Below are 22,197 nucleotides of genomic sequence, written 5' to 3' on the forward strand. Positions count from 1 at the left end.
ACGACAGGGGAATTGCCGAAAGCGTCAATCCGCGACAAAGGGTCGCCAGGCGACCCGACCGGCCACCTGTTCAAGCCCGCCAGCTTGAGCCAGAATCTTGCGCATCTTGGATACACCACTGGATTAGAGCGGCGACATCAATGAAATCGATCTTCCTGGCTTTGGCACTGATTGCGACCGGCGTACACGCCGCCGAAGAATCCGACAACAACCCGTGCGACGCGGTGGAAAACGACGTCCAGACCCTGGAATGCTCGACCTACAGCCGCACCACCGCCGAAGACCTGCTCAAGGACAACTACGCCAGCCTCAACGAGCGCATGCAGGCCACCTACGGCAAAAACGCGACGCAACTGGCCGACATCACCGCCAAACTCAAGACCGCCCAGCAGCAGTGGCTGAAGACCCGGGACGCCGATTGCGCAGTAGAAGCGTTCCCGGCCACCGAAGGCAGCAAGGCGTTCAAGATTGCGCAAAATGACTGCGTGGCGCGGATGAGCGACGAACGGTCGGAGTTTTTGGAGTCGATTGGGCAGGAGTGATCCTGGAAGTTCGGCAACATGCCGACAAACGTTGTTGATTGGCCGGCTGGGAAATATAAGTAAAGATCCGCAAATCTTATAAAAGACTTATATTTCCAGCGCCATGAATCAATCTGCCGACATCCAAATCATCAACGATGCCGGGGGCAACCCCGCCTTCGTAGTCATTCCCTACGCTCAATACGTCGCGCAGAAAATGCAGCCCGATCTGATCCCGAATGAGGTGGTCAGTCGAATGGTCGACGGGGCGACACCGATCCGTGCCTGGCGCGAACACCTCAACCTGACTCAGGAAGAAGTCGCAAAGCGTATGGGCATTTCGCAACCGGCACTTGCTCAGCAGGAGACGGTTGCCAAGCCACGAAAAGCAACTCGCGAGAAGATTGCGGCGGCCTTTGGGATCTCCTCCGAGCAGCTTGAGCTATAGCCGGTTACGGCGTGTTTGCCTGCCGCAAAGGCCAGGCATTCACACCGCCACCCAGCGCCAGTTTCAGTCGTGAAAAGGCGAACGAGGTTTCGCATGATCGAGGATCAGACGTGGCGCCTCATACTCATAACCCAAGGCAGTGATATCGCTCACACCTCGAGCTGACTGAACGAACGGTTCGAGCACATCATCGTAGTTATGTCCTTTCGGACCATTGACCAGCGGCGCGTAATGCGGAGCCCAACGTTCGTTGCTCTGGAGCATCAGCGACTGCCAGTCTGCCCACACCTTGTCGACAAAGCAGTGATGCAGAAAGAACACCGGATCATCTGGAGAGGTCATCGGCAGCATATTGCCGCCCACCCAGAGGTGAACGCGATTATGCAGTTGTGAACCTGCAGTCGTTACCTGCGGATCGCCACGCTGTGTAATCCAGCCCTCCAGACGATTTCGGAAACCGCGCACACTCGGGCCGGAATCATAAGGCGGTGTGTCGTAAAGACTTTCACGCAACGCCATTTGCAGATCTTCCGGCGTCGGCAATGAATTCACGACGAGCCCGAACTGGCGCTTCAAACCAGGCCCAGGCAAATCGTCATCCGGATAGGAGGGAACCGGCCATTGACCGTGTTTATAGGCAAACCGACCGGTTGCTACACGCCAGTCATCGCCTTCAACACCATTGCCGCCCATAAAATCCTCAGCCCACACTGGAGAGTTGTGCGGATCGGCTGCATCTTCGGTCCAGTTCCAGTACGGGATCGTGATGGAGGGGTTAATCGCCTGAAGGTCATTTTCGAACTTCAGCAAAAACGCGCGGTGCCAAGGCAGGAACGAAGGCCCACGGTGGGCACCATTGCGGTAGTTCGGATCGTTTGGTTCATGTGGCAGCACGGTGGGCTTCATGACCTGGTGATGCAGATGCACATACTCGTCGTATTGGCCTGACTGTTTGAGCTGGAGGCAGGCCGCGACGAAGTTGTTTTTTTCATTTTGGGTCAGTGAGCGAATGTTCTTGCGCAGCTTCATGTCTTCAGTCCCTTGAGTGAGGTTACAAATGGACGGGGACAACAATAATCCGGGTCCTTGGCAACCAAGCTATGCGCCAGCCAGATCGGCGTCTACTGTCAGAAATTACAGGTCGCCAGCGGCATCCGACCAGCGGCATCGAAGCGCCGGAGCGCCGGAGCGCCGACGCGGAGTGACTTGACTGTCCGACTGCGTCAACATGACCGCCTCCAATTCGCTCATAAGGTCACTCGCCCATGAACATCTGCGGCATTGAAATCAAAGGCAGCGAAGCGATCATCGCCGTGGCCTCCCTCGACGGTTCGGCCCTAAGCCATGTTGCACTGAACACCAAGAAAATCGCCCTCGAAGACGATGACGAGGCGGCCAACGTCAAACGCTTCGCAGCGCAGGTGGCGTCGTTTGTGCGCGAGCAGTCAATTGACCGGATTGCGATCAAGAAGCGCAGCAAGAAGGGTGAGTTTGCCGGTGGGCCGACGACGTTCAAGATCGAGGGCGTGTTTCAGTTGCTGGAGGGGTGTGAGGTGACGTTGTTGTCGCCGCAGACGATCAATGCGCAGGCCAAAAAGCACAATTTCGAACTGCCGGGGACGCTGAACAAGTATCAGCATGAGGCGTATAAAGCGGCGTGTTCGGCGCTGGTGAAGAAGTAACGCGATCAAACTGTAGGAGTGAGCCTGCTCGCGATAGCGGTGTATCAGTCAACAAAGATGTTGCATGTGATGCCGCTATCGCGAGCAGGCTCACTCCTACAAGGATTCTGTGTGTTTCAGGCTTGAGCGGTACGGCGATCTTCGCGGGGGCAGCGGGCGAAGCGTGCGCGGTAGCTGCGGGTGAAATACGACGGCGATTCAAAACCGCAGGCGATGCTCACTTCCAGCACACTCATATCCGTCTGGCGCAATAACTGCCGCGCCTTTTCCAGGCGCAGACGCAGATAGAAATTGCTCGGTGTATCGTTCAGGTGCAACCGAAACAGGCGCTCCAGCTGTCGCCGCGTCACCTTGATCGATTCCGCCAGCTGCAGCGTGGTCAGCGGTGGTTCGCTGTGCTGTTCCATCTCGCCGATCACCTGCACCAGCTTCTTGTTACTGATGCCGTAACGCGTGGCGACTTCCATGCGTTGGTGGTCTTTGCGCGGGCGAATCCGCCCCAGCACAAACTGCTCGCTGACCTGAATCGCCAGTTGCGGGCCATGGGCCTGGGCGATCAGATCGAGCATTAAATCGATGGACGCGGTGCCGCCCGCCGAGGTGATGCGCCGACGGTCGATCTCGAACAGCTCCTGGGTCACGCTGAGCTGTGGATAAGATTCCTTGAACGCATCGATCGCTTCCCAGTGCAGGGTCAGGCGATGGCCGTCGAGCAGGCCCGCTTCAGCGAGAACGAAGCTGCCGGTGTCGATGGCACCGAGGGTCACGCCTTCGTTGTCCAGCCGTCGTAGCCAGTGCTCAAGGGTTGGCGTGGCGAACTTCAGCGGCTCGAACCCCGCCACCACCAGCAGCGTCGCACCTTTCTTCAGCGGCTCCAGCGCCGCATCGGCGTTGACCGACATGCCATTGCTCGCCAACACCGCCCCGCCATCGGCACTGAGCACGTGCCAGCGATACAGCTCGCCACGAAAGCGGTTGGCCACCCGCAGCGGTTCGATTGCAGAGATAAAGCCGATGGCGGAGAACCCCGGCATCAGCAGAAAGTAGAAATCCTGGGACATGTGCGCACTCGATTCGCGGGTAACGAGAGGGAGGGGAGCGTGGATCGTTGATACGCCGATTGTCGTCAGCGTTCAAGCGCACAGGTCGCTACAGTGCAAGAGCCAGTCGCCGCAGTGCGCTTTCAAGGGCGTGCAGCTGCGTAACTTGGCATCACCGGCGCGACAGACACCGGAACTCACAATAACGACCTGCCGAGGAACCCGACATGAAACGACTGATCAGCAGCTGTGTTCTTGCACTCAGCGGTACCGCTTTCTTGAGCGCCAGCGTCATGGCAGCCGAACCCGCGTCGTGCCAGAACGTACGCATGGGCGTGGTCAACTGGACCGACGTGATCGCCACCAGTGCCATGACCCAGGTCCTGCTCGACGGCCTCGGCTACAACACCAAACAAACCAGCGCCTCCCAGCAAATCATCTTCGCCGGGATCCGCGATCAGCGTCTGGACCTGTTCCTCGGCTACTGGAACCCGCTGATGACCCAGACCATCACCCCATTCGTCGACGCCAATCAGGTCAAGGTCCTGCCGGCGCCGAGCCTGAAGGACGCCCGCGCGACCCTCGCCGTGCCGACCTATCTGGCGGACAAGGGTTTGAAGACCTTCGCCGACATCGCCAGATTCGACAAGGAACTGGGCGGCAAGATCTACGGTATCGAGCCAGGCTCGGGCGCCAACACGCAGATCAAGGCGATGATCGCCAAGAACCAGTTTGGCCTCGGCAAGTTCCAGCTGGTCGAGTCCAGCGAAGCCGGGATGCTCGCCGCCGTCGACCGTGCCGTGCGTCGCAAGGAGGCTGTGGTGTTCTTCGGCTGGGCGCCGCACCCGATGAACGTCAACGTGAAAATGACCTACCTCACCGGCAGCGACGACGCCCTCGGCCCGAACGAAGGGATGGCCACGGTGTGGACCGTCACCGCGCCGAAATACGCCGACCAGTGCCCGAATGTCGGCCGCCTGCTGAGCAACCTGACGTTCACCGCCGAAGACGAGAGCCGCATGATGCAACCGCTGCTCGATCACAAGGACGCCTTCGAATCGGCCAGGCAGTGGCTCAAGGATCACCCCGAAGACAAGCAGCGCTGGCTGGAGGGTGTGACCACCTTCGATGGCAAACCGGCCGCTGCAAACCTGCAACTGACCACCAAGTAACTCACCCCGAATCAACACCTCGCAGCCCCGAAAAGGGCTGCGAACAGACCCATCACGCCTGAAGGAAACCGCACCATGAACCACGACGTCATCATCACCTGCGCACTCACCGGTGCTGGCGACACGACCGCCAAGAGTCCCCACGTGCCGGTCACGCCGAAACAGATCGCTGCGGCGGCCGTTGAAGCGGCCAAGGCCGGCGCCACTGTTGTGCACTGCCATGTGCGCGACCCGCAGACCGGCAAGTTCAGCCGCGACGTGGCGCTGTACCGCGAAGTGATGGAGCGCATCCGCGAGGCCGACGTCGACATCATCGTCAACCTCACCGCCGGCATGGGCGGCGACCTGGAGATTGGTGCTGGCGAAAACCCGATGGAGTTTGGCCCCAACACCGATCTGGTCGGCCCGCTGACCCGTCTGGCGCACGTCGAAGCACTGTTGCCGGAAATCTGCACCCTCGATTGCGGCACCCTGAACTTCGGCGACGGCGACACCATTTACGTCTCCACGCCGGCGCAACTGCGTGCCGGTGCCAAGCGCATCACCGAGTTGGGCGTGAAGGCCGAGCTGGAAATTTTCGACACCGGTCATCTGTGGTTCGCCAAGCAGATGATCAAGGAAGGTCTGCTCGACAACCCGCTGTTCCAGCTGTGCCTGGGCATCCCGTGGGGCGCACCGGCCGACACCACCACCATGAAAGCCATGGTCGACAACCTGCCCGCTGACGCGGTGTGGGCCGGGTTTGGCATTGGCCGCATGCAGATGCCGATGGCCGCGCAAGCGGTGCTGCTGGGCGGCAACGTGCGGGTCGGGCTCGAGGACAACCTGTGGCTGGACAAAGGCGTGCTGGCAACCAACGGCCAACTGGTCGAACGCGCCACCGAGATCCTCAGCCGACTCGGCGCCCGGGTGCTGACCCCGGCGGAAGGTCGCAAGAAAATGGGCCTGACCCAGCGCGGTTAACCCAACCACCCATTTCCCTCTGTGAAATGAATTTTGTGGTGAGGGGATTTATCCCCGATGGGTGGCGAAGCCGCCCCAAAACCTGACAACCCGGGGCATCAGATAGACCGAGAGCGCTGGTTTTACGACTGCTTCGCAGCCGATCGGGGATGAATCCCCTCGCCACAAGAACAGAGTTTCCACAGGGATCACCGACATTTTCAGGACGTGGCCTATGAGCTTTATCACCGACATCAAAACCTTCGCCGCCCTCGGCAGCGGTGTCATCGGCAGCGGCTGGGTCGCTCGCGCCCTCGCCCACGGCCTCGACGTGGTGGCCTGGGACCCGGCGCCTGGCGCTGAAGCCGCGCTGCGCAAACGCGTGGCCAATGCCTGGGCCGCGCTGGAGAAAAACGGTCTGGCGCCCGGTGCGTCGCAGGATCGCCTGCGCTTTGTCGCAACCATCGAAGAATGCGTGCGCGATGCCGACTTCATCCAGGAAAGCGCCCCGGAACGCCTTGAGCTGAAACTGGAGCTGCACAGCAAAATCAGCGCGGCGGCCAAACCCAACGCGCTGATCGGCTCAAGTACTTCGGGCCTGTTGCCGAGCGAGTTCTACGAGAGCTCGACCCACCCGGAACGCTGCGTGGTCGGCCACCCCTTCAACCCGGTCTACCTGTTGCCGCTGGTGGAAGTGGTCGGCGGCAAGAACACCGCGCCGGAGGCCGTGCAAGCGGCCATGAACGTCTACGAATCCCTCGGCATGCGTCCGTTGCATGTGCGCAAGGAAGTACCGGGATTCATCGCCGACCGCTTGCTCGAAGCGCTGTGGCGCGAGGCTCTGCACCTGGTGAATGACGGCGTGGCGACCACCGGCGAAATCGACGACGCGATCCGTTTCGGCGCTGGTCTGCGCTGGTCGTTCATGGGCACATTCCTGACCTACACGCTGGCCGGTGGTGACGCGGGGATGCGTCACTTCATGTCGCAGTTCGGTCCGGCGCTGCAGTTGCCGTGGACCTATCTGCCGGCACCGGAACTGACTGACAAGTTGATTGATGACGTGGTCGACGGCACCAGCGACCAGCTCGGACGCCACAGCATTTCGGCGCTGGAGCGCTATCGTGATGATTGCTTGCTGGCGGTGCTGGAGGCGGTGAAAACCACCAAGGAAAAGCACGGGATGAGTTTCAGCGAGTAATCCTTGCTCAGCAGTTCCGGCCCCTTCGCGAGCAGGCTCGCTCCCACAGGTGATCGCACTCCAATGTGGGAGCGGGCCTGCTCGCGAAAACGGCAGTCCAGACACCATCAATGTTGGAACAAACACCATGCCCAGCCTCACCACCTACCAAACCACAATCATCCCCGACTGGGTCGACTACAACGGCCACTTGCGCGACGCCTTCTACCTGCTGATTTTCAGCTACGCCACCGATGCCCTGATGGATCGTCTCGGCATGGACAGTAACAACCGCGAAGCCAGCGGCCATTCGCTGTTCACCCTCGAACTGCACCTCAATTACCTGCACGAAGTGAAGCTCGACGCCGAGGTCGAGGTGCGCACGCAGATCATCGGCCACGACAGCAAACGCCTGCACCTTTATCACAGCCTGCACCTGACCGGCGACGACAAGGAACTGGCCGGCAACGAACAGATGTTGCTGCACGTCGACCTCGCCGGCCCGCGTTCGGCGCCGTTCACCCCAGACACCCTGCGCCGCCTGCAAGCCATCGTCGCCGAGCAGAACGACCTGCCCGCCCCGGCTTACCTCGGCCGCGTCATTGCCCTGCCACCCGCCCGGTAACCCCGCCCAACCAAGGAGCCGCCATGAACACCGCTGCCGCTGTAGCCGATTTCCGTACTTATCCGTTGATCAGCGCGCTGAGCGGCGTGCAGAGTCTGGCGGATCGCGTTGCGATTGCCTGGGCCGATGGCCGCATCAGCCCGTTTCACCATGTCTGGCTGCGAGATAACTGCCCGTGCGAGCAGTGCGTCTACACCGTCACCCGCGAGCAGGTGTTCGAGATCGTCGACGCTGCTGCAGACCTCAAGCCTGCCGCCGCCCATATCGACCACGACGGCTGCCTGCGCATCGACTGGCAGGACGGCCACCGCAGCCGCTTCGACCCCGGCTGGTTGCGTGCCCACGCCTACGACGATGCCTCCCGGGCCGAGCGACTGGCCACCAAGCCCAAGGCTTACCTGTGGCGCAGTGATCTGCAGTTGCCGGTGTTCGACTACGCTGCACTGATGAATGACAACGCCGCCCTGTTGCAATGGCTCATCGCGGTGCGCGACATCGGCCTGACCCAGGTGCGCGGCGTGCCCACCGAACCGGGCTCGCTGAAGCTGATCGCGCAGCGTATTTCGTTCATCCGCGAGAGCAATTTCGGCGTGCTGTTCAACGTGCAGTCCAAGGCCGACGCCGACAGTAACGCCTACACCGCTTTCAACCTGCCGTTGCACACCGATTTGCCGACCCGCGAGCTGCAACCGGGGCTGCAGTTTCTGCATTGCCTGGTGAATGACGCCGAAGGTGGCGAGAGTATTTTTGTCGATGGTTTTGCGATTGCCGACGCGTTGCGTCAGGAAGCGCCGGAGCTGTTTCAGGCGCTGTGCGAAATCCCCGTGGAGTTCCGCAACAAGGATCGCCACAGCGACTATCGCTGCCTGGCACCGATCATTGCGCTGGACGCGTTGGGTCGGATTGCAGAGATTCGCATGGCGAACTTTCTGCGCGGGGCATTCGATACGTCGGTGGAGCAGATGCCACTGCTGTATCGCGCCTATCGACGCTTGATCGCGATGACCCGCGAGCCACGGTTTCGGCTGATACAGCGGCTTGATCCGGGTGAGCTGTGGTGCTTCGATAACCGCCGCACATTGCATGCGCGCAATGCGTTTGATCCGGCGACCGGGGCGCGGCATTTCCAGGGGTGCTACATCGATCGGGACGAGTTGTTGTCGCGGATATTGGTATTGCAACGCTAGACCGCGTCATCGTTCATCGCGAGCAGGCTCGCTCCCACATTTGAAATGCATTCCCCCTGTAGGAGTGAGCCTGCTCGCGATGGCGTCAGATCAATCAACACCCTCCTCTCTGATTCACAGGCAAAAAAAGCCCCGATACAAGCCGTGACAGGATCGGGGCAGAGGGTACTGTTGAGGAGCTGCCAGTCGAGGGTGACCAAACCGTCGTGTAGCGAGCTGAGTCCAGTGTGCCCACTCCCCTTGGCGGCGAGTTAGCCGAAAACGACCTGTTCATAGCCGTCCCGGCCACTGCGACAATTCACCCTTGCCGTCCCCCCGCATGCCTACCAGAATCGAGCCACGACCTCCGTTGACGAAGAAGGATTCGCGCCATGATGTACGCCGATTTGATAGATCAGGAAGACCTGTTGGGCCAGCTCAAGGCATTGGATATTCAGGTGCCAAGCGGCTCGACCGCCGAACAGGCTTGCGAGCATGCCGTGCGCGGCCTGAATAATGTTCGCGCTTTTGAACTGCGCAAAATGGTCAAGGACATGTACACCAGCGGCGCCAGCATTCAGCCTGCGGTGCGTCAGGCGATCGACAAGCAGTTGTTGCCGGCGTTGGCGGATTTCCAGCAAAGCCATAGCGCCTGATAAATCCATTCGCGAGCAGGCTCGCTCCCACAGTGATCCGGGTGAACACAACACTTGTGTCCGACGCAGATCCTGTGGGAGCGAGCCTGTCTCCGGGCGGCGTTCCGACGAAGAACGATGACTCGGTTCAGAGCCTTACGCTGGCAAACGTGGATTCATTACGCGCCTGACTCAACGCCGACATCGGCCCCGACAGCGGCGACATCACGATCGCCTGTGGCAGCGGCAGCATCGCCACTTGCTGCGTGGTGTTGGAACCTACGCGCTCGTCACGCGGCGGAATGCCGAAGTATTCGCGGTAGCACTTGGAGAAGTGCGGCGTCGAGACGAAACCACACACCGAGGCCACTTCGATGATCGACATCGGCGTCTGCTTGAGCAGTTGCCGGGCGCGGATCAGGCGCAGCTTCAAGTAATAGCGCGACGGCGAGCAGTGCAGGTACTTCTGGAACAGCCGCTCCAGCTGTCGACGCGACACGGCGACGTACACCGCCAGTTCGTCGAGGTCGATCGGCTCTTCGAGGTTGGCTTCCATCAGCGCGACGATTTCCTGCAGCTTCGGCTGGTTGGTGCCAAGCATGTGCTTGAGCGGCACACGCTGGTGATCCTGCTCGTTGCGGATGCGTTCGTAGACAAACATTTCCGAGATCGCGGCGGACAGTTCACGGCCGTGATCGCGGCTGATCAGGTGCAACATCATGTCCAGTGGCGCGGTGCCGCCGGAGCTGGTGAAGCGGTTACGGTCGAGGGTGAACAGACGGGTGCTCATCGCTACGCGTGGGAAAGCTTCCTGCATCGCCGCCAGACATTCCCAATGCACGCTGCAATCGAAACCGTCGAGCAGGCCGGCGCAGGCCAGCGCCCAACTGCCGGTACACACCGCGCCAAGACGCTTGGACTGACGCGCCTGGCTTTGCAGCCATGAAACGTGTTCCCGGGTCACGGTGCGTTGAATACCAATGCCGCCGCAGACGATCACGGTGTCCAGGGGCGGGGCTTTGTGCATGGAAGCGTCGGGGGTGATTTGCAGACCGTCACTGGCCCACACCTGGCCGCCATCGACGGTGAGGGTGCTCCAACGATACAGCTCACGACCGGACAATTGGTTGGCCATGCGTAGAGGCTCTACTGCGGAGGCCAGAGAAATAAGCGTGAAATTGTCCAGCAGCAGAAAGCCGATGGATTGAGGCGCACGGTTCTGGGGTTGGGCCCCGGAGTTGAACGACGTCATCGCGGTATCTCCTCACACAAAGCGGGTGATGGCCTCAGGCGGAGGCTCTTGTTATTGCCGCGTTCTCGCGTGGGAGACGGGCTTTGTTATGACAGAGCAATTGCCATGCCTAAAATTGAATGGCCGTTCAATAACTCCTGAAAACGACGTCGCGACGTGTCTATACGAGCCGTCCGACAAAAGGCCGTTCGAAGTGCCATCAGCGGCGGCAAAAGCGCTGCCCCGTTGCCTGTGAGCAGATCGGTAGCACTTGTGGGAACGGGCTTGCGCGCAATTGTTTCAGAGTGTCACCGCAGGCACAGGTGACGGACGGTAGGAGGTGCGAATGGCGCACTGCGGGTGGGAAAGACTCTTATCTGATTGCGACGCGCCAAAAGGTGGCGTGTGGAATTATGCGTGTTCACTTAGCGAGCAGTTTTGACTGGTCTGGCCCCTTCGCGAGCAGGCTCGCTTGTATGGTAGGACTTGAAGGGAGGAGGAGGGACAAGGCTCGATTCTGACTGTTAGCGCAGTACAGACCGTGGGAGATTTCACCCCTCCTCCTTTCACCCAAGCGCCGATAAAGAATGCATCTGGCCTAGACCGACGATAGGAACAAGCCTGCGCCTCTGGGTGAACCCTTCAAGCGTTCAAACCTTAGCCCGGAGGATTTCTCATGGCAATGCCCGTCGTTACCACTCAGTCGATTATCGGGGTTGATGTCGCCAAGGACGAACTGGTGATTTATCACGCCGAATCAGATCAGCTCGAGACAATCTCCAATACCAAAGCGGCGATCAAGAAATGGCTCAAAACCGCTGCCAAGCCAGTGGCAATCGCCATCGAAGCCACCAATATCTATCACCAGGAATTTGCTGATCTGGCGTATGCCGATGGTTGCGTGATCTATATGGTTGGCGGTTATGAGCTCAGCCATTACCGCAAAGGCGTGAACGTTCGCGCCAAAACTGATGCGCTGGATGCCCGATTACTGGCCCGTTATCTGACAAACGAAGGGGACCACTTACGCCCTTGGACACCGCCGTCGCCCTTGTATTGCCGGCTCATCAGTCTTTTCCGGCGCCGTGCGGCTCTGGTCCAGGCTCGTGTCAGCCTCAAGCAGAGCTGGGAGAATGAGCCATTGCTCAAAACCGCTTTCAAAAATCAGATAAACGCCATGCAAAGACTGGAAATCCTGCTGGAGAAAACGATCCTGGCGCAGATAGACGAAGCCGGTTTAGGCGCTCAGCTCAAGCGTTGCATGAAGGTAGAAGGCATCGGTACGTTGACCGGCGCCCGCTTGCTCGCATCCTTTCAGCGTGGGGACTTCAGGAATGCCGACGCTTTCATCGCCTTTCTAGGCCTGGATCTGCGCATATCGGACTCAGGCAAAAAGAAAGGCCGTCGCTGCCTGACCAAACGAGGCGACTCAGAGGCACGTCGATTGCTGCACAACGCTGCAATGGCGGCGAGCCGGACCTCGGCGTGGAAAGGGTTTTATGAGGCTTTAAGAGAGCGCGGATTGAGCACTACCCAAGCACTGGTCGCACTAGCCCGCAAGCTTGCCCGGGTGGTATTTGCTCTGTTGAAAAACCAGAGCGAATACTCACCTAAAGCCGTTTAGGGGCTAGGCATGAACCATAGAATCTCCCACATTTGAAATACAGGCTCCTGTGGGAGCGAGCCTGCTCGCGAAGAACTCAACTCGGTATTGCTGACTCAACACTCAACCGCACTGACCGCCAAACCACCGCGCGATGTCTCTTTATATTTGTCATGCATATCCGCGCCGGTATCACGCATGGTGCGGATCACCCGGTCCAGCGAGATGAAGTGCTGACCATCACCACGCAACGCCATCTGCGCGGCATTGATCGCCTTCACAGCGGCAATCGCGTTGCGCTCAATGCATGGCACCTGCACCAGGCCGCCGACCGGATCGCAAGTCAGACCCAGGTTATGTTCCAGGCCGATTTCCGCCGCGTTGCACAGTTGCTCCGGCGTCGCGCCGAGAATCTCCGCCAACCCTGCGGCCGCCATCGCGCAGGCCGAACCGACCTCGCCCTGGCAACCGACTTCGGCACCGGAGATCGAGGCGTTCTTCTTGCACAGAATGCCTACCGCTGCCGCGCCCAGAAAGTAGTCGACCACGTTGGCGTCGGTGACCGCTTCGCTGAACTTCATAAAGTAGTGCAACACCGCCGGGATGATCCCTGCCGCACCGTTGGTCGGTGCCGTGACCATGCGCCCGCCCGCCGCGTTCTCTTCATTCACCGCGAGGGCAAACAGGTTGACCCACTCCATCGCACTGAGGGTCGAGCCGATCACGTTGGGTTTGTTCAATTCTTGCAGGCTGCGATGCAACTTGGCCGCACGCCGGCGCACGTTCAAGCCGCCAGGGAGGATGCCTTCGTGCTTGAGGCCTTGCTCGACGCAATCCTGCATCGCTCGCCACAGCGTCATCAGCCCGGCGCGGATTTCCTCTTCGCTGCGCCAGACCTTTTCATTGGCCATCATCAGTTCGGCGACGCGCAGGTTGTTCTGTTTGCACAGCTCCAGCAGCTCCACCGCACTGGAGAAGTCATAAGGCAATTCGGTGCGATCCAGATCGACCACGCCGCTGGACGCCTGCGCCTGATCCACCACAAAACCGCCACCGACCGAATAGTAGGTGTCGCGATGAATTTCCCCATGATCGCCCTCGGCAACCAAGGTCATCGCGTTGGGGTGGAATGGCAGGTTCTCGTCGATCAGGCGCATGTCACGCGCCCAGACAAACGGCACCGACAAACGGCCATCCAATAGCAGGGTGTGGGTTTCACGCAGCGCCTGAATCCGCGGGCCGATCTGCGACGGGTCGATTGCGTCCGGCCACTCGCCCATCAGGCCCATGATCACCGCGTTGTCGCTGCCGTGACCGATGCCGGTGGCCGACAGCGATCCGAACAATTGCACTTCTATACGACGCACCTGTTCGAGCAGGTGCCTGTCGCGCAGCGATTCGACAAACAGGGCGGCGGCGCGCATCGGGCCGACGGTGTGGGAACTGGACGGGCCAATGCCGATTTTGAACAGGTCGAAAACGCTGATAGCCATTGCTGCAGAGCTCCTGAGGATGCCGTTCCCGGGCTTTAAGCGCCCGCTGGCGGAGCTGCTACGCTCAAGCTGCGATCCGCCGGAATGCCCGCATCATCAGGCTTTTGTCAGGTCGCCCGGCGTCTGACACCGACGCACTCATGCCCACCAGCGCCGCGCCGTTTTCACCCCGGTTTTTCGCCGTTTTTATGCAGCTCAGAGGGCCGACCGGGGCAGAAAAAAGCTGTAAACGACGTCACTGACACTAGATACGACCATCCCTGTACTGGATACGACGCACCCTGTAGGCGTCAGATTTTCACTGGTACATGATCGTTATGACTCGATTGCAAGGCGCCGTGGTAGAGCTGTCTCCAGAACGCCATCCAACCGCAACCTATAAGTGCGGTGGTCCAGTCGGAACACTGCCAAAAAAAACATCCAGGAGTCCATCCATGAAAGGTTCCCCGTCGTTGTTGTTGGCCGCCATGCTGAGTCTGCCGTTACTGGCTCAAGCTGCAGAACCCGCTCAGTGCAGTACCGTGAACTTCTCCGATGTCGGCTGGACCGACATCACCGCGACCACCGCCACCACTTCCGTGGTGCTCGACGCCCTCGGCTACAAGACCAAGACCACCATGATTTCCGTGCCCGTGACCTACAAGTCGCTGGCCGACGGCAAGAACATGGACGTGTTCCTCGGTAACTGGATGCCGACCATGGAAAACGACATCAAGGCTTACCGCGATGCCGGCACCGTCGAAGTGGTGCGCACCAACCTCAAGGGTGCCAAGTACACCCTCGCCGTACCACAAGCCCTGTACGACAAGGGTCTGCATGACTTCGCCGACATCGCCAAATTCAAGAAAGAACTCGACGGCAAGATTTACGGCATCGAGCCTGGCAACGACGGCAACCGCCTGATCCAGAGCATGATCGACAAGGATGCCTTCGGTTTGAAAGCCGCCGGCTTCAAAGTCGTCGAATCGTCCGAGGCCGGCATGCTCTCGCAGGTCGACCGCGCGCAGAAACGCGACACCGCCGTGGTCTTCCTCGGCTGGGCGCCGCACCCGATGAACAAGCGCTTCAAGATTCAATACCTGACCGGCGGCGATGACTTCTTCGGCCCCGATTTCGGTGCTGCGACCGTGGCGACCAACACCCGCAAGGGCTACGTCACCGAATGCAGCAACGTCGGTCAGTTGCTGAAGAACCTGGAGTTCACCGTCGACATGGAAAGCACCCTGATGGGCAACATCCTGGACGACAAGATGAAGCCTGAAGCGGCTGCCAAGGCCTGGCTGAAAAAGAATCCACAGGTGCTTGATACCTGGCTCGCTGGCGTGACCACCATTGACGGTAAACCAGGCCTGGAGGCCGTGAAAGCCAAGCTCGCACAGTAATTGCCTTACGCCGGGCGAGTTCGCTCGCCCGGGCTGTTTATTCCTTGCATGCGGACGTTCACTACCATGCTGATTGATCAGAAAATCCCTTTAGGCCAGTACATCGCGGGCTTCGTTGAATGGTTGACGCAACACGGCGCCAGCACCTTCGACGCGATCGCCGTGACACTGGAAACGATGATCCACGGCGTGACGTTTGCGCTAACCTGGTTCAACCCGCTGGTGCTGATCGGCCTCATCGCCCTGCTGGCCCACTTCATTCAACGCAAATGGGGGCTGACGGTGTTCGTCATCGCCTCGTTCCTGCTGATCCTCAACCTGGGGTACTGGCAGGAGACCATGGAAACCCTCGCCCAGGTCATGTTCGCGACCCTGGTCTGCGTGGTCATCGGCGTGCCGTTGGGCATCGTCGCCGCGCACAAGCCGATGTTCTACACTGTAATGCGTCCGGTACTCGATCTGATGCAGACCGTACCGACCTTCGTTTACCTCATTCCTACCCTGACCCTCTTCGGGCTGGGTGTGGTGCCAGGCCTGATCTCCACGGTGGTGTTCGCCATCGCTGCGCCGATCCGCCTGACCTACCTGGGCATCCGCGATGTCCCGCAAGAACTGATGGACGCCGGCAAGGCCTTCGGCTGCTCGCGTCGCCAATTGCTCTCACGGATCGAACTGCCTCACGCCATGCCGAGCATCGCTGCCGGCATCACCCAGTGCATCATGCTGTCGCTGTCGATGGTGGTGATCGCGGCACTGGTGGGCGCCGACGGACTCGGCAAACCGGTGGTCAACGCACTGAACACTGCTGATATCGCCCTTGGCTTCGAAGCGGGCCTGGCGATCGTACTGCTGGCGATCATGCTCGACCGTATCTGCAAACAACCCGACGCCAAAGCAGGGGGTGACGCATGAGCATAATTCGCTTCGAAGACGTTGACGTAATCTTCTCCAAGGATCCACGCGAGGCGCTAAAGCTGCTGGATCAGGGCATGACCCGTAACGAGATCCTGAAAAAGACCGGGCAGATCGTCGGCGTGGAAAAAGCCACCCTGGACATCAACAAGGGCGAGATCTGCGTGCTGATGGGCCTCTCCGGTTCCGGCAAATCGAGCCTGCTGCGCTGCATCAACGGCCTCAACACCGTGAGTCGCGGCAAGCTGTTCGTCGAGCATGAAGGCAAGCAGATCGACATCGCCTCTTGCACCCCGGCCGAACTGAAGATGATGCGCACCAAACGCATCGCCATGGTGTTCCAGAAATTCGCCCTGATGCCGTGGCTGACAGTGCGCGAGAACATCAGTTTCGGTCTGGAAATGCAGGGCCGACCGGAAAAGGAACGCCGCAAGCTGGTCGACGACAAGCTCGAACTGGTAGGCCTGACCCAATGGCGCAACAAGAAGCCCGATGAACTCTCCGGCGGTATGCAACAGCGTGTGGGCCTGGCCCGGGCGCTGGCCATGGACGCCGACATTCTGCTGATGGACGAACCGTTCTCGGCACTCGACCCGCTGATCCGTCAGGGCCTGCAGGATGAACTGCTGGAGCTGCAACGCAAGCTGAGCAAGACCATCGTGTTTGTGAGTCACGACCTCGACGAGGCGCTCAAATTGGGTAGCCGCATCGCGATCATGAAGGACGGCCGGATCATCCAGTACAGCGTGCCGGAAGAGATCGTGCTGAACCCGGCGGACGACTATGTGCGCACCTTCGTCGCCCACACCAACCCGCTCAACGTGCTCTGCGGCCGCAGCCTGATGCGCACGCTGGACAACTGCAAACGCATCAACGGCTCGGTGTGTCTGGATCCGGGTGGTGACTCGTGGCTGGACCTGGCCGAAGGCAACACCATCAAGGGTGCACGGCAGAACGGTTCGGTGCTGAACCTGCAGAACTGGGCACCGGGACAAGCGGTGGAAGGACTGGAGCGCAAGCCAACACTGGTGGACTCGAACATCGGCATGCGTGACGCACTGCAGATTCGCTACCAGACCGGCAACAAACTGGTGCTGCACGACAACAACCATGTGGTGGGGATTCTTGGCGACAGCGAGCTGTATCACGCGTTGCTGGGCAAGAACCTGGGGTAAGAACCTCAGACACAAAAACGCCGCGAGAGGATCGCGGCGTTTTTGTTAGTGCAGATATTCAGCTGTGAATACAGGATCTGTGGCGAGGGGATTTATCCCCGATGGGCCGCGAAGTGGCCCCAAGTCGTCAAACGCGGTAATCCAGGAAAACCGCGTTTGACGGTTGCAGGACTGCTTCGCAGCCCATCGGGGATAAATCCCCTCGCCACAATGGTTCTGCGGTGCGGCTGATTGCACTGCAGAACTTCAAGTCTTAGCTGTACACCCGGCCAAGGAGCTGCCGATGGCTTTCAAACTGATCGAGCACATCCCGCGTGATCTGATCCTGCGTGAAGCCCATCAGGTCGTAGTCCTGGCTGCCGTTGTGCAGATACACCTCGGCGCGGTAGTAACGCTGGCGCGCCTCATCGGACTGGGCCGATTCGGTCGGGGTCGCCAGGTAGCCGTCCAGGCTCACTTCGTAGACGAAAGGGTTGCCCTCTTCCATCTCGACGCGCACGCCCATGCAGCGTTTGGATTTACCCAGCAGCGTTTGCACTTGCAGACCCTGCGCACGCATCTGCGCCGTCGCATCTTCCAGTGCCGGGCTGACTTGCTTGTCCATGAAACGCTGCACCACCGATTGGCTCGGTTGCAGATCCAGCTGAGTCAGGCGCTCGCTGAAGCCACGACGACCGCGTTCAGCCAGTTGCGCCTGCTCCTGTTCGATCTGCACGTCCTGGCGCATCGCCTTGTGCAGGCCGAACATGAAGAACACCAACACCACCGAGAACGGCAGACCGGCCAGCACCACCATGGTTTGCATGGCTTCAAAGTTACCGGCGAACAGCAGACCGATGGTCACCAGGGTGATCACCACCGACCAGAATATTCGCAGCCAGTGCGGGGCATCTTCGTCAACGTTGCCGCCCTTGCAGGACAGATTCGCCATCATTACCGCGCCAGAGTCGGCCGGGGTCAGGAACAGCACGAAACCAACAAAGATCGACACACCGATAACGACTTTCGACGCCGGATAGTGTTCAAGCAATTGATAGATTGCCATCGACGGCTGTTCCAGCGCCGTCTTGCCGAGTTCCACCGCACCATGGTTCACCACCAGGTCCAGCGCCGAGTTACCGAAGATCGACAGCCAGGCCAGAGTGAAGCCCAGTGGAATCAGCAGCACGCCAGCGACCAGTTCACGCACGGTACGACCACGGGAAATACGCGCGATGAACATGCCTACGAATGGGGCCCAGGAAATCCACCACGCCCAGTAGAACAGAGTCCACAGGCCCATCCAGCGCTCGGACTTGGCGTTGTCGCCTTCGTACACATAAAGGTCGAAGGTTTTCAGCACGATGCCATTGAGGTAGTCGCCGATGTTCTGCACGAAGCCGTTGAGCAGATGCAAAGTCGGGCCAAACAACAGGACGAAAATCAGCAGACCGCTGAACAACACAATGTTCAGGTTAGACAGACGACGAATACCGTTTTCCACGCCGGACACGGCAGCGATGGTCGCCACGGTGCTCATCACGATGATCACGATCAGCAGGTTGGTGTTGCTGTGTTCCATGCCGAACAGGTTTTCCAGGCCCGACGACACTTGCAGCGAGCCGATCCCCAGGTTGGTCACCAGCCCCAGCAGGGTCACGAACATGCCGAAGCCGTCTACCGCGTGACCGGCAGCGCCCTTGACCCAACGCTCGCCGACCAGCGGATACAGCGCCGAGCGCAGTGCCAGCGGCTGGTTATGACGATAGGCAAAGTACGCAACAGCCAAGCCGACCAGTGCGTAGATCGCCCAGCCGTGCAGGCCCCAATGCAGGAATGTCAGTTGCACCGCCTGACGCGCGGCCATGTTGGTGGCCGCTGCGCCTTCCGGCGGATTGAAGTAGTGGTCCAGCGGCTCGGAGGCGCCGAAATACAGCAGCGAAATACCGATACCCGACGAGAACAGCATCCCCGCCCAGGCGCCGTAACTGAAATCCGGGGTGTCATCCTTGCTGCCCAGTTTGAGTTTGCCGTACGAGGAAAACGCCAGACCGACGACAAATACCAGGTAGGCGGCGATCACCACCATGTAGTACCAGCCGAAGCTGCGCGACAACCAGGCCTGAGCGATACCCAACAATCTGCCGGCCTCTTGCGGGGCGATAATCAGAATGGCGGTCAACAACAGAATCAGCGCGGTAGAGGTGTAGAACACCCAACCGTTGACCGTCACCTTCTCGGGCGGGGTCTTTATAAGCGAGGCAGAACTCATGGCACAAATGCTCCAGGCAGTGCGAGAGAAGAACACAAGGCAACACGGAACCCGACCACTCGGTTAGTTGGCAGCCGACCGGCGGGTGATATAAAGACACCCCGAAAAAGCCCGAACCTGCCGAAATGGCGCTGCGAATCGCTTTCGTGGCCGAGGCCCGGACGTTCATCCGAAACCTGGCCCTGAGCGTCTTGCCCATTCAACACGTCCATCGAATCGCGAACCGCGCCATGCCCCACGCAGGTTTCAAGCATTTTCGGATGTCGGTTTATCGCCATTTACACGTAGGAAAAACCTGTAAGCAGCGACGATTTGTCGCAGATCTTATTCTTTGTTGATTGAACGTTCAATCAAAACAAAATAGACTGGCCCTCAATCCAGCAGCCGTTTTTCGTCTGCCGGAAGGCCTAAGGAGATGTGCAAGATGCCCAAGGTCGGTATGCAACCCATCCGCCGCCAACAACTGATCGAAGCCACGTTGCAAGCGGTCGATCAGGTCGGTATGGGGGACGCCAGCATCGCGCTGATCGCCCGTTTGGCCGGTGTCTCGAATGGCATCATCAGTCATTACTTTCAGGACAAGAACGGCCTGATCGCCGCCACGATGCGGTATCTGATGAACGTCCTCAGCGAGAACGTCACCGCGCGCCGTCAGGCGCTGGCAGACAGCAGCCCACGGGCGCATCTGCAGGTGATCATCGAAGGCAACTTCGACGCCAGCCAGGTCAATGGCCCGGCAATGAAAACCTGGCTGGCCTTCTGGGCCACCAGCATGCACCAGCCGTCTTTGCACAGGTTGCAGCGGATCAACGATCACCGTCTGTATTCCAACCTGTGCTGCGAGTTCCGCCGTGTGTTGCCGCTCGAAGATGCGCGCAGCGCAGCGCGTGGACTGGCAGCGTTGATTGACGGCTTGTGGTTGCGCGGCGCGCTGTCGGGAGACGCTTTCGACACCGCGCAGGCGCAACAGATCGCTTACGAATACATGGATTTCCAATTGGCCAAGCAGGTGAGCTAGAGCACACAGAAAACGCTCGGCCCCTGAACCGCCACCGCAGCACCACCGCGGTGGTCAACGCCAACCACTAATGCACTTGCGAGGACACTATGGCCCGTTTCGAACTGCAAAAACTCTACATCGATGGCGCGTACTCCGACGCTGGCAGCGATGCCACTTTCGAAGCCATCAACCCGGCGAACGGTGAAGTCCTCGCCAAAGTGCAACGTGCGACCAAGGAAGACGTCGAGCGTGCCGTCGTCAGCGCTGAAAAGGGCCAGAAAATCTGGGCCGCGATGACCGCCATGGAGCGTTCGCGCATCCTGCGTCGCGCCGTCGACATCCTGCGCGAGCGCAACGATGAACTGGCCGCGCTGGAAACCCTGGACACCGGTAAAGCCTTCTCCGAAACCAAATACGTCGACATCGTTACCGGCGCCGACGTACTGGAATACTACGCAGGCCTGGTGCCAGCGATCGAAGGCGAGCAGATCCCGCTGCGTGACACCGCTTTCGTCTACACCCGTCGCGAGCCGCTGGGCGTGGTTGCCGGTATCGGCGCGTGGAACTACCCGATCCAGATCGCGCTGTGGAAATCCGCGCCAGCCCTGGCCGCCGGTAACGCGATGATCTTCAAACCAAGCGAAGTCACCTCGCTGACCACCCTGAAACTGGCCGAGATCTACACCGAAGCCGGCCTGCCAAACGGCGTGTTCAACGTTCTGACCGGCAGCGGCCGTGAAGTCGGCACCTGGCTGACCGAGCACCCGCGCATCGAAAAAATCTCCTTCACCGGCGGCACCGACACCGGCAAGAAGGTCATGGCCAGTGCTTCGGCTTCGTCGCTCAAAGACGTGACCATGGAACTGGGCGGCAAGTCCCCGCTGATCATCTGCGACGACGCCGATCTGGATCGCGCCGCCGACACCGCAATGATGGCCAACTTCTACAGCTCCGGTCAGGTCTGCACCAACGGCACTCGCGTGTTCGTACCGAGCCACTTGAAAGCCGCTTTCGAAGCCAAGATCGTTGAGCGCGTAGCGCGCATCCGCATCGGCAACCCGGAAGACGAAAACACCAACTTCGGCCCGCTGGTCAGCTTCCCGCACATGGAAAGCGTGCTGGGCTACATCGCCAAGGGTAAAGAAGAAGGTGCCCGCGTGCTATGCGGCGGCGAGCGTCTGACCGACGGCGAATTCGCCAAAGGCGCATTCGTTGCTCCGACCGTGTTCACCGATTGCACCGACGACATGACCATCGTCCGTGAAGAAATCTTTGGCCCGGTGATGGCGATCCTCTCCTACGAGACCGAAGAGGAAGTGATCCGCCGCGCCAACGACACCGACTTCGGCCTGGCCGCCGGTATCGTCACCAAAGACCTGAACCGCGCCCACCGCGTGATTCATCAACTGGAAGCCGGTATCTGCTGGATCAACGCCTGGGGCGAGTCCGACGCCAAAATGCCGGTCGGCGGTTACAAGCAGTCGGGTGTTGGCCGTGAGAACGGCATCAGCTCGCTGAACAACTTCACCCGCATCAAATCGGTACAGGTCGAGCTGGGCGATTACGTCTCGGTGTTCTGATCTGACCCAGAGTCTGGACGGGGTCTTTGTGGCGAGGGGATTTATCCCCGATGGCTGCAAAGCAGCCCCTCCAGAAACTGCAATTCTCCAGACAGAACCCAGTCGCTGACTTTACGACTGCTGCGCAGCCGGTCGGGGATAAATCCCCTCACCACAGAG

At 59.8% G+C, this 22,197-nt stretch carries 20 protein-coding genes; 15 read left to right on the top strand and 5 right to left on the bottom strand.

Going from position 1 to position 22,197, the window contains the following annotated elements:
- Positions 1 to 140: 140 nt before the first annotated feature.
- Together QMK55_RS10970 and QMK55_RS10975 are read left to right on the top strand one after the other, a co-directional pair.
- On the top strand, positions 141 to 542 hold the full coding sequence (locus QMK55_RS10970; protein ID WP_025108542.1) for a lysozyme inhibitor LprI family protein: 402 nt from the start codon (positions 141 to 143) through the stop codon (positions 540 to 542).
- Between the two features lie 103 nt (positions 543 to 645).
- Positions 646 to 969 carry a helix-turn-helix domain-containing protein gene (locus tag QMK55_RS10975; protein ID WP_102357686.1) on the top strand — a complete coding sequence of 108 codons (324 nt, stop codon included), beginning with the start codon at positions 646 to 648 and terminating at the stop codon, positions 967 to 969.
- Between the two features lie 63 nt (positions 970 to 1,032).
- Here the strand turns inward: QMK55_RS10975 and QMK55_RS10980 are convergent, their stop codons facing one another.
- The gene (locus QMK55_RS10980; protein WP_102357687.1) at positions 1,033 to 1,998 is read right to left on the bottom strand and encodes a tyrosinase family protein; all 966 of its coding nucleotides are present in this window, start codon (positions 1,996 to 1,998) and stop codon (positions 1,033 to 1,035) included.
- 236 nt (positions 1,999 to 2,234) lie between these two features.
- On the opposite strand from QMK55_RS10980, the gene QMK55_RS10985 reads away from it, so the two are divergent.
- Positions 2,235 to 2,651 carry a DUF3010 family protein gene (locus QMK55_RS10985; RefSeq protein WP_102357689.1) on the top strand — a complete coding sequence of 139 codons (417 nt, stop codon included), beginning with the start codon at positions 2,235 to 2,237 and terminating at the stop codon, positions 2,649 to 2,651.
- Between the two features lie 116 nt (positions 2,652 to 2,767).
- Here the strand turns inward: QMK55_RS10985 and QMK55_RS10990 are convergent, their stop codons facing one another.
- Complete coding sequence (locus tag QMK55_RS10990) at positions 2,768 to 3,712, bottom strand: GlxA family transcriptional regulator (protein WP_095121415.1); 945 nt, start codon at positions 3,710 to 3,712, stop codon at positions 2,768 to 2,770.
- 206 nt (positions 3,713 to 3,918) lie between these two features.
- Here QMK55_RS10990 and QMK55_RS10995 point away from each other — a divergent pair, with 206 nt between their 5' ends.
- The 6 genes from QMK55_RS10995 (at position 3,919) to QMK55_RS11020 (ending at position 9,432) form a co-directional block, all read left to right on the top strand.
- Complete coding sequence (locus tag QMK55_RS10995; RefSeq protein WP_320329168.1) at positions 3,919 to 4,863, top strand: choline ABC transporter substrate-binding protein; 945 nt, start codon at positions 3,919 to 3,921, stop codon at positions 4,861 to 4,863.
- 75 nt (positions 4,864 to 4,938) lie between these two features.
- Entirely contained in the window at positions 4,939 to 5,826 is an 888-nt protein-coding gene (locus tag QMK55_RS11000) for a 3-keto-5-aminohexanoate cleavage protein (protein ID WP_093429893.1), read from the top strand.
- 214 nt (positions 5,827 to 6,040) lie between these two features.
- The gene (locus QMK55_RS11005; RefSeq protein ID WP_320329169.1) at positions 6,041 to 7,006 is read left to right on the top strand and encodes an L-carnitine dehydrogenase; all 966 of its coding nucleotides are present in this window, start codon (positions 6,041 to 6,043) and stop codon (positions 7,004 to 7,006) included.
- Positions 7,007 to 7,133: 127 nt separating this feature from the next.
- The gene (locus QMK55_RS11010; RefSeq protein WP_320329170.1) at positions 7,134 to 7,610 is read left to right on the top strand and encodes a thioesterase family protein; all 477 of its coding nucleotides are present in this window, start codon (positions 7,134 to 7,136) and stop codon (positions 7,608 to 7,610) included.
- Positions 7,611 to 7,633: 23 nt separating this feature from the next.
- Positions 7,634 to 8,797 (top strand): gamma-butyrobetaine dioxygenase, encoded by a 1,164-nt coding sequence (locus QMK55_RS11015; protein WP_320329171.1) that lies wholly within the window; start codon positions 7,634 to 7,636, stop codon positions 8,795 to 8,797.
- Between the two features lie 371 nt (positions 8,798 to 9,168).
- A complete protein-coding gene (locus tag QMK55_RS11020) occupies positions 9,169 to 9,432 on the top strand; it encodes a hypothetical protein (RefSeq protein WP_102357696.1) in 264 nt (87 codons plus the stop codon).
- Between the two features lie 127 nt (positions 9,433 to 9,559).
- Here the strand turns inward: QMK55_RS11020 and QMK55_RS11025 are convergent, their stop codons facing one another.
- Positions 9,560 to 10,663 (bottom strand): GlxA family transcriptional regulator, encoded by a 1,104-nt coding sequence (locus tag QMK55_RS11025; protein WP_007949927.1) that lies wholly within the window; start codon positions 10,661 to 10,663, stop codon positions 9,560 to 9,562.
- A 655-nt stretch (positions 10,664 to 11,318) separates the two neighbouring features.
- On the opposite strand from QMK55_RS11025, the gene QMK55_RS11030 reads away from it, so the two are divergent.
- Entirely contained in the window at positions 11,319 to 12,266 is a 948-nt protein-coding gene (locus QMK55_RS11030) for an IS110 family transposase (RefSeq protein ID WP_102359176.1), read from the top strand.
- Between the two features lie 95 nt (positions 12,267 to 12,361).
- On the opposite strand, the gene QMK55_RS11035 is transcribed toward QMK55_RS11030, so the two are convergent.
- The gene (locus tag QMK55_RS11035; RefSeq protein ID WP_102357698.1) at positions 12,362 to 13,738 is read right to left on the bottom strand and encodes an L-serine ammonia-lyase; all 1,377 of its coding nucleotides are present in this window, start codon (positions 13,736 to 13,738) and stop codon (positions 12,362 to 12,364) included.
- 434 nt (positions 13,739 to 14,172) lie between these two features.
- Here QMK55_RS11035 and QMK55_RS11040 point away from each other — a divergent pair, with 434 nt between their 5' ends.
- The 3 genes from QMK55_RS11040 (at position 14,173) to choV (ending at position 17,207) form a co-directional block, all read left to right on the top strand.
- On the top strand, positions 14,173 to 15,120 hold the full coding sequence (locus QMK55_RS11040; protein ID WP_102357700.1) for a choline ABC transporter substrate-binding protein: 948 nt from the start codon (positions 14,173 to 14,175) through the stop codon (positions 15,118 to 15,120).
- A 66-nt stretch (positions 15,121 to 15,186) separates the two neighbouring features.
- Positions 15,187 to 16,032 (top strand): choline ABC transporter permease subunit, encoded by an 846-nt coding sequence (choW, locus tag QMK55_RS11045; RefSeq protein WP_320329172.1) that lies wholly within the window; start codon positions 15,187 to 15,189, stop codon positions 16,030 to 16,032.
- Positions 16,029 to 17,207, top strand: a complete 1,179-nt coding sequence (gene choV, locus QMK55_RS11050; RefSeq protein WP_102357703.1) for a choline ABC transporter ATP-binding protein — start codon at positions 16,029 to 16,031, stop codon at positions 17,205 to 17,207. Before choW ends, choV begins: the two co-directional genes overlap by 4 nt.
- Before the next feature lie 253 nt (positions 17,208 to 17,460).
- Here the strand turns inward: choV and betT are convergent, their stop codons facing one another.
- Positions 17,461 to 19,458, bottom strand: a complete 1,998-nt coding sequence (betT, locus tag QMK55_RS11055) for a choline BCCT transporter BetT (RefSeq protein WP_102357704.1) — start codon at positions 19,456 to 19,458, stop codon at positions 17,461 to 17,463.
- A 424-nt stretch (positions 19,459 to 19,882) separates the two neighbouring features.
- Here betT and betI point away from each other — a divergent pair, with 424 nt between their 5' ends.
- Positions 19,883 to 20,476, top strand: a complete 594-nt coding sequence (gene betI, locus QMK55_RS11060) for a transcriptional regulator BetI (RefSeq protein ID WP_025108530.1) — start codon at positions 19,883 to 19,885, stop codon at positions 20,474 to 20,476.
- A gap of 89 nt (positions 20,477 to 20,565) precedes the next feature.
- Positions 20,566 to 22,038: a betaine-aldehyde dehydrogenase gene (gene betB, locus QMK55_RS11065; RefSeq protein ID WP_102357706.1), complete on the top strand. Its 1,473-nt coding sequence runs from the start codon at positions 20,566 to 20,568 to the stop codon at positions 22,036 to 22,038.
- Positions 22,039 to 22,197: the final 159 nt, after the last annotated feature.

This window comes from Pseudomonas sp. P8_229, from assembly GCF_034008635.1.
Lineage (GTDB): Bacteria > Pseudomonadota > Gammaproteobacteria > Pseudomonadales > Pseudomonadaceae > Aquipseudomonas.

Bases quoted from the DNA above. Each gene is read 5' to 3' on its own strand.
- QMK55_RS10985 (WP_102357689.1), top strand. From the start codon at position 2,235: ATGAACATCTGCGGCATTGAAATCAAAGGCAGCGAAGCGATCATCGCC.
- QMK55_RS11010 (WP_320329170.1), top strand. From the start codon at position 7,134: ATGCCCAGCCTCACCACCTACCAAACCACAATCATCCCCGACTGGGTC.
- QMK55_RS10990 (WP_095121415.1), bottom strand. From the start codon at position 3,712: ATGTCCCAGGATTTCTACTTTCTGCTGATGCCGGGGTTCTCCGCCATC.
- choW (WP_320329172.1), top strand. From the start codon at position 15,187: ATGCTGATTGATCAGAAAATCCCTTTAGGCCAGTACATCGCGGGCTTC.
- betT (WP_102357704.1), bottom strand. From the start codon at position 19,458: ATGAGTTCTGCCTCGCTTATAAAGACCCCGCCCGAGAAGGTGACGGTC.
- QMK55_RS10975 (WP_102357686.1), top strand. From the start codon at position 646: ATGAATCAATCTGCCGACATCCAAATCATCAACGATGCCGGGGGCAAC.
- QMK55_RS10980 (WP_102357687.1), bottom strand. From the start codon at position 1,998: ATGAAGCTGCGCAAGAACATTCGCTCACTGACCCAAAATGAAAAAAAC.
- QMK55_RS11000 (WP_093429893.1), top strand. From the start codon at position 4,939: ATGAACCACGACGTCATCATCACCTGCGCACTCACCGGTGCTGGCGAC.
- QMK55_RS11040 (WP_102357700.1), top strand. From the start codon at position 14,173: ATGAAAGGTTCCCCGTCGTTGTTGTTGGCCGCCATGCTGAGTCTGCCG.
- betB (WP_102357706.1), top strand. From the start codon at position 20,566: ATGGCCCGTTTCGAACTGCAAAAACTCTACATCGATGGCGCGTACTCC.
- betI (WP_025108530.1), top strand. From the start codon at position 19,883: ATGCCCAAGGTCGGTATGCAACCCATCCGCCGCCAACAACTGATCGAA.
- QMK55_RS10995 (WP_320329168.1), top strand. From the start codon at position 3,919: ATGAAACGACTGATCAGCAGCTGTGTTCTTGCACTCAGCGGTACCGCT.
- QMK55_RS11005 (WP_320329169.1), top strand. From the start codon at position 6,041: ATGAGCTTTATCACCGACATCAAAACCTTCGCCGCCCTCGGCAGCGGT.
- QMK55_RS11020 (WP_102357696.1), top strand. From the start codon at position 9,169: ATGATGTACGCCGATTTGATAGATCAGGAAGACCTGTTGGGCCAGCTC.
- QMK55_RS11035 (WP_102357698.1), bottom strand. From the start codon at position 13,738: ATGGCTATCAGCGTTTTCGACCTGTTCAAAATCGGCATTGGCCCGTCC.
- QMK55_RS11015 (WP_320329171.1), top strand. From the start codon at position 7,634: ATGAACACCGCTGCCGCTGTAGCCGATTTCCGTACTTATCCGTTGATC.
- QMK55_RS10970 (WP_025108542.1), top strand. From the start codon at position 141: ATGAAATCGATCTTCCTGGCTTTGGCACTGATTGCGACCGGCGTACAC.
- QMK55_RS11030 (WP_102359176.1), top strand. From the start codon at position 11,319: ATGGCAATGCCCGTCGTTACCACTCAGTCGATTATCGGGGTTGATGTC.
- choV (WP_102357703.1), top strand. From the start codon at position 16,029: ATGAGCATAATTCGCTTCGAAGACGTTGACGTAATCTTCTCCAAGGAT.
- QMK55_RS11025 (WP_007949927.1), bottom strand. From the start codon at position 10,663: ATGACGTCGTTCAACTCCGGGGCCCAACCCCAGAACCGTGCGCCTCAA.